This window comes from Rhizobium sp. SEMIA 4085 (assembly GCF_013004495.1).
Lineage (GTDB): Bacteria > Pseudomonadota > Alphaproteobacteria > Rhizobiales > Rhizobiaceae > Rhizobium > Rhizobium gallicum.
In genome coordinates, this window is sequence record NZ_JABEPH010000226.1 from 1 (window position 1) to 9,779 (window position 9,779).

A 9,779-nucleotide genomic window follows, 5' to 3' on the forward strand; every position below is an offset into this window, starting at 1 on the left:
GGTTGAGGAAGACCTGCACGAGCTGATCGCGGTTGGCGTAAACTGCAGGCAGCGACGGATCGTAATTCTCAGTGATGCGGATGTGCCGCGCAAAGCCTGCCTTTGCCACCGCCTTCACATGGTCGAGGACCGAATGGATGTTGACGGGCAGACGATCGACAGGGCGCTCGTCTGAGAAGACCTCCATGCGATCGACCAGCGACACGATGCGGTCGGTCTCGTCGCAGATGAGCCTCGTCAGCGCGCGGTCCTCATCGACGACCGACTGCTCGAGAAGCTGGGCGGCACCACGAATGCCGGAGAGCGGATTCTTGATTTCGTGGGCGAGCATGGATGCGAGGCCCGTCACCGACCGGGCGGCCGCCCGGTGCGTCAGCTGACGGTCGATCTTGTCGGCCATCGAACGCTCCTGGAACACCACGACGACGGAGCCGGGCTCGCTGATCACCGGCGCGACGTAGATATCGACCAGCTTGTCCTGGCCAAGACGGGGCGAACTCAGGTCGACGCGGTATTCGTTGACGGGTGCCCTGCGCTCCCGCACCTGATCGATCAGGGCCAGTAGCGGGCTTCCGAACGGAATGAAGGTGGAAATCTTGTAGCGGGCAAGGTGCGACGCGCTGGCGCCGAAAAACGATTCCGCCTCCCAGTTCGCGAAGGCTATCAGGCCCGCCTCGTCGACCATCACCACCGGATTCTGGATCGCGTTCAGCACTGCCATCGCAACGCCACCGGTATGATCGGCTTGAACCTTGTCCATCATGCCGCCTCCCGGCTTTTTGAAATTTCCAAACCGGCCGCCAGCGCATCGCGAAGGCGCGAGACTACTTCTGCCCGTATATGCGATGTCATGATTGCCGCCTTCTGCGAAACCGGCAGCACCGGTGCGAAACGCTCCAGATACCAACCGAGGTGCTTGCGGGCATGGCGGATGGCCGTCGCCTCGCCATAGAAATCCAGCATCATTTCGTAATGCTCGACGGCAATGTCCGGTATTTTCCCCGGCGACGGCGCGGGTGCGCCAGCCAGCACGCCTGCATGCCATGGCCGTCCCTGACAACCCCGGCCGATCATCACCACATCAGCGCCCGAGCGGCGAAGGATCTCCTGCGCATCTGCCTTTGTGTCGACATCGCCGTTTGCGATCAGCGGAACCGAAATTGCGTTGCGAACGTCGCGGATCGCGTCCCAGTTCGCCTTGCCTTCGTAAAACTGCATCCGCGTACGGCCATGAATGGTTATCAGCTTTACCCCTGCAGCTTCGGCACGCTTGGCGATCTCTGGTGCGTTAATCGAATTGTCGTCCCAGCCGAGCCGCATCTTCAGCGTAACCGGAACATCGACAGCCTTCACGGTTGCCTCGATGAGGCTCAGCGCATGATCCGGATCGCGCATCAGCGCCGATCCGGAATAGCCGCCGATCACCTTCTTGGCCGGACAACCCATGTTGATGTCGATGATGTCGGCGCCGCTATCGGCCGCGATCTTGGCCGCCTGCGCCATCCAATGCGCCTCGCGGCCGGCGAGCTGCACCATATGCGGCTTGAAGCCGGCATCCCTCAGTCGCGACCATGATTCGGCCGTATTGTTCACGAGCTCCCTGCTCGCTACCATCTCGGTTACAACCAGGCCTGCGCCGTGGCGCCAGGCGAGCTGCCTGAAGGGCATGTCGGTGACGCCGGACATCGGCGCCAGCACAACGCGGTTGCGCACGGAGACATTTCCGATCTGCAAGGGCGCCGCAAGGTTTACTGGATGCAATTGATTATCTTTCAGGCACACGGTACTGCTGCACTATTTTTAGCCATACTAAGGGGGCTTGCCAAGAGGCTTCGGTGAGAATTGATATTTTTTGGGCAGATGCTGGAAAGCGAACCGCGAAGGGGATAGAGCAGTCACGCCGCTTTCCGCACATTTTTAGGGATTTATGCCGCAAATGCATTCGACGCAACCGATCTCGGCTGGAATTGTCATCGTTGCTGCCGGCCGCGGCGAGCGGGCGGGCTCGCATGAGGAAGGTCCGAAGCAATACCGGTTAATCGGCGGAAAGCCGGTTATCACGCACACGCTGGAAAACTTCATGACATGGGAGCACGCCGCCCACGTCGTCGTCGTCATCCATCCCGACGACGACGCGCTGGTCGCAAAGGCATTTCGCCAGGTGCTGTCCGCCACGCCGATCGAAGCCGTTCACGGCGGTGCAACGCGACAGCAGTCTGTTCTCGCCGGACTGAGGCACCTGAAAAACAAAGGCATTACGCATGTCCTCATTCATGATGCCGTTCGCCCCTTCTTCGACCACCAGCTTCTCGATCGCATTGCCGATGCACTGGCCGGCGGCGCGCCGGCGGTCCTGCCCGCAATACCTGTTGCCGACACGCTGAAGCGGGCTGACGCTACGGGCACTGTTCTGGAAACGGTGTCGCGCGAGCATCTTTTCGCGGCCCAGACGCCGCAATCCTTCGTCTATGACACCATCCTCTCGGCGCATGAAAAGGCAAGCGAGATGGGCCGCACGGATTTCACAGACGACGCATCAATCGCCGAATGGGCCGGGATTCCCGTGACAATCGTCGAAGGTGCTGCCGACAACGTGAAACTGACGGTTAAACGGGATATCGCCCTTGCCGACGACCGGCTTTCGTCATCGCAGCTGCCTGACGTGCGCACCGGCAACGGCTATGATGTGCATCAATTGCAAGCCGGCGATGGGGTCACGCTCTGCGGCGTCTTCATCCCGCACGAGCAGCGGCTCAAAGGCCATTCGGATGCGGACGTCGCGCTGCATGCCCTGACCGACGCGCTGCTTGCCACCTGCGGCGCAGGCGATATCGGCGATCACTTCCCGCCTTCGGACCCACAATGGAAAGGTGCAGCCTCGCGCATCTTCCTCGAACATGCAGCGAAGATCGTGCGCGATCGCGGCGGCACGATCATGAATGCCGACGTCTCGCTGATCGCCGAAGCACCGAAAGTCGGCCCGCACCGCCACGCGATGCGGACTAATCTCTCCGAATTTCTAGGTATCTCGATCGACCGCTGCTCAGTGAAGGCCACGACGAACGAGACGATCGGCTTTGTCGGCCGCCGCGAGGGCATTGCGGCGATCGCAACCGCGACCGTCGTCTACCGCCGAGCAAAGGGGTAAATATGTTCACCGCCGACATTCTCTCGCTCGCGGAGATCATCGTGCGCGATTTCACGACGGCAAAGAATACGATCTCAACTGCTGAATCCTGCACCGGGGGGCTGATTGCCGGCGCGCTCACCGAAATCTCCGGCTCCTCGGCAGTCGTCGATCGCGGTTTTGTCACATATACCAATACCGCCAAGATCGAGATGCTCGGCGTTCAGGAAGGTACACTCGAAAGCTTCGGCGCCGTTTCCGCGGAGACAGCGCTGCAGATGGCGCACGGCGCCCTTTTCCGCTCCCGCGCCGACGTTGCGGTCGCCGTGACAGGGATTGCCGGGCCGAGCGGGGGCTCGCCGCAAAAGCCGGTCGGATTGGTTCATCTGGCGGCGAAATCGCGCACCGGCGCCCTCATCCGCCGCAAGATGCTCTATGGCGATATCGGCCGCGACAAGGTGCGTCGTGCAACCGTACAGACCGCGCTGGAAATGCTGATCGAACTCCGGGAAAACCGGGCATAATCCCGCGCTTGGAACAAAGAGCACTGGCGCCCGTTCCTATGCCGGATTTCATTCCGCAAAGGGTTACGTCGATGAGATATCTGGCCGCAATGGGAGTTGCTTTGAGCCTGGGCTGCGTATCGGCTGCCGAGGCCCCGTCAAACTATCAGACATATCATGGAATCCGCGTCGATTCCGACCCTGTCTTGCTAGCGAAATACGACCGTGCGCTTGGATATTGCCGGTACGAGGCGATGTCCTGGCCAAGAGGGTCGCCCAACCCGTACAGCCTCGTTTACAACGCGGCCCTGAGAAGTTGCCTGTCGCGGCGCAACTTTATTGATCGGGGGGCATATGCCTATCCGGCAAATCGGTACTTCTATCACTTCTTCGATCGGTAAGGACTTCCAGGACACGGCCGTCTGGCGGCTATCGGTAGACCGCTTCCGCCCTCTTTTCGAAGGCCTCGGAAAACATGCGGAAGGCGCGGTCGAACATCGAGCCCATCAGCGCACCGAGGATGCGACTCTTGAACTCGTAGTCGATGAAGAAATGGATGGTACAGCCGTCACCGACGGCCTCCTCAAAGCGCCAGCGATTGTCGAGATACCGGAACGGCCCGTCGATGTATTTGACGTCGATGAAGCGCTCCGCCTTGTTGAGCAGCACCTGCGTCGTGAAGGTCTCGCGTATCGCCTTGTAGCCGACGGTCATGTCGGCAATCAGCAAGATCTTGCCGTCGCGCTCCTTGCAGCTGCGGATGCTCAAGGCTTCGCAGAGCGGCAGGAATTCGGGATAGCGTTCCACGTCGGCCACGAGGTCGAACATCTGATCAGCGGAGTGCGGGACGCGGTGATGCGTTTCGAATTGCGGCATGATCGGCAGTTAAGCGGGGGAACCGAGAAGATCAAGAAGCTCGCGCATCTGATGGCGTGATTTTAGCTGGAGAACCGGGACATCGGGGCCGTGGGCGGCCATGGCGGCGAGAACCATGGGCGAATGCTTCTTCTCGAAATTCCAGATGTAGCGCAGGAATTCGAGATCGACCTTCTCCGGACAGCCCGGCGTCATTTCCGGCCGTGTACGTCCAATCCACTTCAGCCAGCGGCTGACCGCGCCCCAAACGCATATCAGACGCGGCATGCGGACCCACAGGACGATATCGGCCCGCGGCAGCCGGAGATCAAAGCTCGACGTGTTGGTTCCGTCCATAATCCAGCGATCTCGCTTGATCCGTTCGGCTATCAACGCCCGCTGCTGCGGGCGTGCGCGTGCGACCCAGCCCGGCAGCCAGAAGAACTCGCGATCCATGGAAATGAAGGGCAGGCGGAAGCGCGTTGCGATCGTCCGCGCAAGCGTGGTCTTGCCGCCGCCGGAGCAGCCGATGACGAGTACGCGATCAGCCGTCTTGAGCCGGTGGGCGGCATCCCTGACATCGCTCAACCAGGCCATGGCATCCTCCAACAAAAAAGCCGCGGGAGGATCGCCGCGGCTTTCAGAAAATGCAAGCCTTCGTTGATTATTCCGCCGCCGTCAGCAGCTTCTTTTCGCGTGCTGCCCTCAATCGGGTGAAATCGTCGCCGGCGTGGTGCGAAGAGCGGGTGAGCGGGCTCGATGCCACCATTAGGAAGCCCTTGGTGTAGGCGACGGTTTCGTACGACTTGAATTCATCCGGCGTCACGAACTTCTCGATCTTGTGGTGCTTGCGGGTCGGCTGCAGGTACTGGCCGATCGTCAGGAAGTCGACGTCGGCGGTGCGCAGGTCGTCCATCAATTGGAGCACTTCGTTACGCTCTTCGCCAAGGCCAACCATGATGCCGGACTTGGTGAACATCGTCGGGTCCAGTTCCTTCACGCGCTGCAGCAGGCGAATGGAGTGGAAATAGCGGGCGCCTGGACGGACCGTCAGGTAGTTCGACGGCACGGTTTCCAGATTGTGGTTGAAGACATCCGGCTTGGCGGCGACGACGCGCTCCAGGGCGCCCGGCTTGCGCAGGAAGTCCGGCGTCAGGATTTCGATCGTGGTTGCCGGCGACGCTGCGCGGATCGCCCAGATCACCCTCTCGAAATGCTCAGCACCGCCGTCTTCCAGATCGTCGCGGTCGACCGAGGTGATGACGACGTGGGAAAGGCCCATCTCCTTGACGGCCTTGGCGACGTTCTCAGGCTCCGCCATGTCGAGCGCGTTCGGCTTGCCTGTTGAGACGTTGCAGAAGGCGCAGGCACGGGTACAGATCTCGCCCATGATCATGAAGGTCGCGTGCTTCTTGTCCCAGCACTCGCCGATATTCGGACATCCGGCTTCTTCGCAGACGGTGACGAGCTTGTTTTCCTTCACGATCGCGCGCGTTTCGGCATAGCCCTTCGAGGTCGGGGCCTTGACGCGGATCCAGTCCGGCTTGCGCATGACTTCCGTATCGGGGCGGTTAGCCTTTTCCGGATGCCGCACGCGCTTGGCGTCGGGATTGACCGTGTCGAGAATGGTTACCATTGCAGTATCAACTTTCCGCCGCCCCATGCGGCTCCGTCACCTGTCTGCACATAAGCGTTTTGCTCGAACCTTACAATTCGTGTCGTGATGCGCATTATCGCCGCACGAGCCGGGCGATGAATATCAGCAGGCAGGCGCCGAGGAAACCGGTGACGAAGTAGCCGAGCCGTCCTGCGGCCACCTCGACGTGGAACTGCGCCAGGATGGCAGTCGCGACCACCGAACCGACGATGCCGAGCACGATGTTCAGCACAATGCCATATCGCGCTTCCATCAGCTTGCCGGCGAGCCAGCCCGCAAAACCGCCGATGATGATTGCCGCTATCCAGCCGACGCCTTCCATGATTATCGTTTTCCCTAAGCTATCGCCCTTGCAATCAACACCACGACAATGGCGCCGACTGTGGCGTGAATGATCTGCACGACCAACGCATTTTCAATGCCGAGCGATATACCCAGCGCATTGAACAGAAACCCGCCCACGAACGCGCCGATGATGCCGCTGAGCAGGCAGCGCACCAATCCGCCTCCGCCGACCACCAAGCTCGCGAGGAAGCCCGCAACGAGGCCGATCAGCAGGAAGACAAGCCATGCCTGCGTCTCCATAGACATGATGATTTCCTTTCGTTTTTTCTACCTCGGATAGAGGGTGAAAAGGGAAATTATCAAGCGTTCAACACCCGGCCGTAAGCGTCCAGCACGGCTTCCTTCATCGATTCGGAGACGGTCGGGTGCGGGAAGATCGTGTGCATCAGTTCTTCCTCGGTCGTCTCGAGATTCATCGCGACGACGAAGCCCTGGATCAGCTCGGTTACCTCAGCGCCAACCATATGCGCTCCGAGGAGTTCGCCGGTCTTCTTGTCGAAAATCACCTTGCAGAGGCCCTGGTCCTCGCCGAGCGCGATCGCCTTGCCGTTTGCGGCGAACGAGAAACGACCGACGCGGATGTCGCGGCCCAGTTCCTTGGCCTTTGCTTCCGTCAGACCAACAGAGGCAACCTGCGGCTGGCAATAGGTGCAGCCCGGAACCTTGCCTTTGTCGGTCGGATGAACATTCGGCAGGCCGGCGAGCTTTTCAACGCAGACAACGCCTTCATGTTCGGCCTTGTGGGCCAGCATCGGCGGGCCGGCGACATCGCCGATCGCGTAGATGCCGGGAACACTGGTCTTGCCATAGCCGTCAACTACCACGCAGCCGCGATCCGTCTTCACGCCGAGTGTTTCGAGACCGAGGTTCTCGATATTGCCCTGCACGCCGACGGCCGAGATCATACGGTCCGCGGTGATCTGCTGGATCTTGCCATCAGCCGTCTCGACATGGGCGGTGATGCTGCCGGCGCCCTTCTCGACCTTCGCCACCTTGGCGCTCGTGAAGATCTTCATGCCGCGCTTTTCCAGCTGCTTGCGGGCCATGGCGGTCACTTCCGCATCCTCGACCGGCATGATCGTCGGCAGGACTTCGACGACGGTCACATCGACACCCATCGAGCGGTAGAAGCTCGCAAATTCGATGCCGATGGCGCCCGAGCCCATGACGATCAAGGACTTCGGCAGGACATCCGGCTTCAGCGCCTCGAAATAGGTCCAGATCAGCTTGCCGTCCGGCTCGATGCCCGGCAGAGCGCGCGGGCGGGCGCCGGTCGCAATAATGATATGCTTGGCGGTGTAAGTACCTTCCTGGCTCTTGATGTTCTTCGGCAACGGATGCTGCGGCTCAACAACCGGCTTGGAAGTCTTGGAGACGACGATCTCGCCGGGTTTGGTGATCTTGGCTTCGCCCCAGATCACATCCACCTTGTTTTTCTTCATCAGGAAGCCGACGCCGCTGTTGAGGCGTGCGGAAACGCCGCGCGAACGGGCAACAACGGCCTTCACATCGGCACTGACCTTGCCTTCGAGAACGAGGCCGTAATCCTTCAAATGAGTGGAATGGTCGAGAATTTCGGCGGAGCGCAGCAACGCCTTGGTCGGGATGCAGCCCCAGTTCAGGCAGATGCCTCCAAGGTGCTCGCGTTCGACGATCGCGGTCTTCAGACCGAGCTGGCCGGCACGCACGGCCGCGACATAGCCGCCCGGGCCGGAGCCGATGATGATGACGTCGTAATTCTCAGCCATGTTTTCCTGCCTTTTTTATCCGGCGAGGCGGGTCAGAAGCACCCACTCGTGTTTCCTGCTGTTTTCGAAAAGCGCCACGGCCTCAGCGCGGGCGGCTTGCGAAAATCCATTCTTCTCGTACAGCGCGAGCGCTGCCTCATTATCACTTGCGGTGATCAGGCTGACAGCCCGCTCTCCCGCCTTCTCGATCTGGTCCCCCAGCAATCGCTTTCCGATGCCGATGCCGCGCAGATGGCGATAGACGGCCAGCGTGCCGATGAACCAGTTTCCGGCCGCCTGCTTCTGTAGCGCTATTACCGGCTCCAGCGCACGACGATCCGCCGCGATCGCTCTGATCTCTTCGCCAAGCGCATAGCCCACCGCCGTTCCGGCGATCTCACCATAAGCCTCGGCAATCACCGCGTTCTGCCAATTCCCCCATCCGCCATCGCGGCTCATCTTCATCCGGCCCCACTCCAGCGGCGTGTCGGCGCTGCTGCCCGCCACCTCCGCGAACCAAAGCCAGGAAGCAAAGCCGTGCGAGCCGATGTCCACGAGGATGGCCAGCTCTGCCGCGTCCCGCCGTTCTGCCGGCCGCAGCGCGGCGAAAGCGGCCATGGTCAGAGCCCCAGCATCATCCGTACAATTGATTCTAGCCCGCGCCCGAGAGCGCGGGTATTTTCCGCATCGAGATGGATGCCGTCGACCGGTGTCGTCTTCGCGACTGAGTTGCCGTCGAAGAATCCGCAACCGAGTTCGTCGGCAAGGTCACGATAAAGCGTTGCAAGTTTTGCCGATTCCTCGATACCGCCCGGGAACGAAGCGGCAAAAGGCACATTCCCTGTCGCGCAGATCGCCGGCGGTGCTATGATTAGGATGTCCGGCCCATCGAACTCGAAGGGCCAGGCATGATTGCGGATCAGCCGCACCAGGCGGCCGATGCCCTGGCAGGCGGCAAAAGCCGATCCCGCCACGACCGACTTCATGTCGTTGGTTCCGAGCATGATGATGACGAGATCAAGCGGCGCATGCGTCTGCAGGATCGTCGGCAGGACGCGCGCACCGTTGCGGTCGCAATCGGCGAGATGGTCGTCGAAAGCGGTCGTCCGGCCGTTCATGCCTTCGGGAATGACATGCGCCGCAGCGCCAAGCGCTGCCTGCAGCACGCTCGGCCAGCGGTCCTCATAGGCATGCCGCCTCAGCGAAACCGGATCGTAGCCCCAGGTGAGCGAGTCGCCATAGCAAAGAACGGTCTTCGTCATTTCCGTCTCCGCTCAATGATCAGACAAGCATGCTCATCGGGTTTTCGATATAGCCCTTGAAGGCCTGCAGCAACTCGGCGCCGAGCGCACCGTCGACGCAACGGTGGTCGGTCGAAAGCGTGATGCTCATCACCGTCGCGATCGCCATTTCGCCCTTCTTGACAATGACACGCTGCTCGCCGGCTCCGACCGCAAGGATCGTCGCATGTGGCGGGGTGACGACGGGTGCGAAGCGGTCTCTTTTACACAATTCCGGGCCCCCGGGGCACCCTCGCCTCCCCGATGCCGTGTTCCTCCTGATCA

General features: G+C 61.0%; 14 protein-coding genes. 3 read left to right on the forward strand and 11 right to left on the reverse strand.

The features are described from left to right. Together C9413_RS20820 and dusB are read right to left on the reverse strand one after the other, a co-directional pair. On the reverse strand, window positions 1-760 hold a 760-nt coding region (locus C9413_RS20820), incomplete at its 3' end, for a histidine kinase dimerization/phospho-acceptor domain-containing protein (RefSeq protein WP_246703806.1). Further along, complete coding sequence (gene dusB / locus C9413_RS20825; protein ID WP_039844827.1) at window positions 760-1,782, reverse strand: tRNA dihydrouridine synthase DusB; 1,023 nt, start codon at window positions 1,780-1,782, stop codon at window positions 760-762. The genes C9413_RS20820 and dusB, both read right to left, overlap by 1 nt. A gap of 145 nt (window positions 1,783-1,927) precedes the next feature. On the opposite strand from dusB, the gene C9413_RS20830 reads away from it, so the two are divergent. The 3 genes from C9413_RS20830 (at window position 1,928) to C9413_RS33645 (ending at window position 4,031) form a co-directional block, all read left to right on the forward strand. Next, entirely contained in the window at window positions 1,928-3,148 is a 1,221-nt protein-coding gene (locus C9413_RS20830; protein ID WP_039844826.1) for a bifunctional 2-C-methyl-D-erythritol 4-phosphate cytidylyltransferase/2-C-methyl-D-erythritol 2,4-cyclodiphosphate synthase, read from the forward strand. 2 nt (window positions 3,149-3,150) lie between these two features. Then, window positions 3,151-3,651 (forward strand): CinA family protein, encoded by a 501-nt coding sequence (locus C9413_RS20835; RefSeq protein WP_170250850.1) that lies wholly within the window; start codon window positions 3,151-3,153, stop codon window positions 3,649-3,651. A 71-nt stretch (window positions 3,652-3,722) separates the two neighbouring features. Then, window positions 3,723-4,031 carry a hypothetical protein gene (locus C9413_RS33645; RefSeq protein WP_082046595.1) on the forward strand — a complete coding sequence of 103 codons (309 nt, stop codon included), beginning with the start codon at window positions 3,723-3,725 and terminating at the stop codon, window positions 4,029-4,031. A 28-nt stretch (window positions 4,032-4,059) separates the two neighbouring features. On the opposite strand, the gene C9413_RS20840 is transcribed toward C9413_RS33645, so the two are convergent. From C9413_RS20840 to C9413_RS20880, 9 genes are all read right to left on the reverse strand, one after another. Continuing rightward, complete coding sequence (locus tag C9413_RS20840; protein WP_039844824.1) at window positions 4,060-4,506, reverse strand: type II toxin-antitoxin system RatA family toxin; 447 nt, start codon at window positions 4,504-4,506, stop codon at window positions 4,060-4,062. A 9-nt stretch (window positions 4,507-4,515) separates the two neighbouring features. Beyond that, the gene (locus C9413_RS20845; protein ID WP_170250851.1) at window positions 4,516-5,082 is read right to left on the reverse strand and encodes an AAA family ATPase; all 567 of its coding nucleotides are present in this window, start codon (window positions 5,080-5,082) and stop codon (window positions 4,516-4,518) included. Between the two features lie 67 nt (window positions 5,083-5,149). Then, window positions 5,150-6,121, reverse strand: coding sequence for a lipoyl synthase (gene lipA / locus C9413_RS20850; RefSeq protein WP_039844822.1), 972 nt, complete (start codon window positions 6,119-6,121; stop codon window positions 5,150-5,152). A gap of 94 nt (window positions 6,122-6,215) precedes the next feature. Then, a complete protein-coding gene (locus C9413_RS20855; protein ID WP_039844821.1) occupies window positions 6,216-6,464 on the reverse strand; it encodes a GlsB/YeaQ/YmgE family stress response membrane protein in 249 nt (82 codons plus the stop codon). Window positions 6,465-6,478: 14 nt separating this feature from the next. Next, on the reverse strand, window positions 6,479-6,733 hold the full coding sequence (locus C9413_RS20860) for a GlsB/YeaQ/YmgE family stress response membrane protein (RefSeq protein ID WP_039844820.1): 255 nt from the start codon (window positions 6,731-6,733) through the stop codon (window positions 6,479-6,481). Between the two features lie 53 nt (window positions 6,734-6,786). Next, a complete protein-coding gene (lpdA, locus tag C9413_RS20865) occupies window positions 6,787-8,235 on the reverse strand; it encodes a dihydrolipoyl dehydrogenase (protein ID WP_039844819.1) in 1,449 nt (482 codons plus the stop codon). 15 nt (window positions 8,236-8,250) lie between these two features. Then, on the reverse strand, window positions 8,251-8,832 hold the full coding sequence (locus C9413_RS20870) for a GNAT family N-acetyltransferase (RefSeq protein ID WP_039844818.1): 582 nt from the start codon (window positions 8,830-8,832) through the stop codon (window positions 8,251-8,253). A 2-nt stretch (window positions 8,833-8,834) separates the two neighbouring features. Next, entirely contained in the window at window positions 8,835-9,476 is a 642-nt protein-coding gene (locus tag C9413_RS20875) for an SGNH/GDSL hydrolase family protein (protein WP_039844817.1), read from the reverse strand. Between the two features lie 19 nt (window positions 9,477-9,495). Further along, a partial coding sequence (locus C9413_RS20880) for a 2-oxo acid dehydrogenase subunit E2 (RefSeq protein WP_246703807.1) occupies window positions 9,496-9,779 on the reverse strand: 284 nt, incomplete at its 5' end.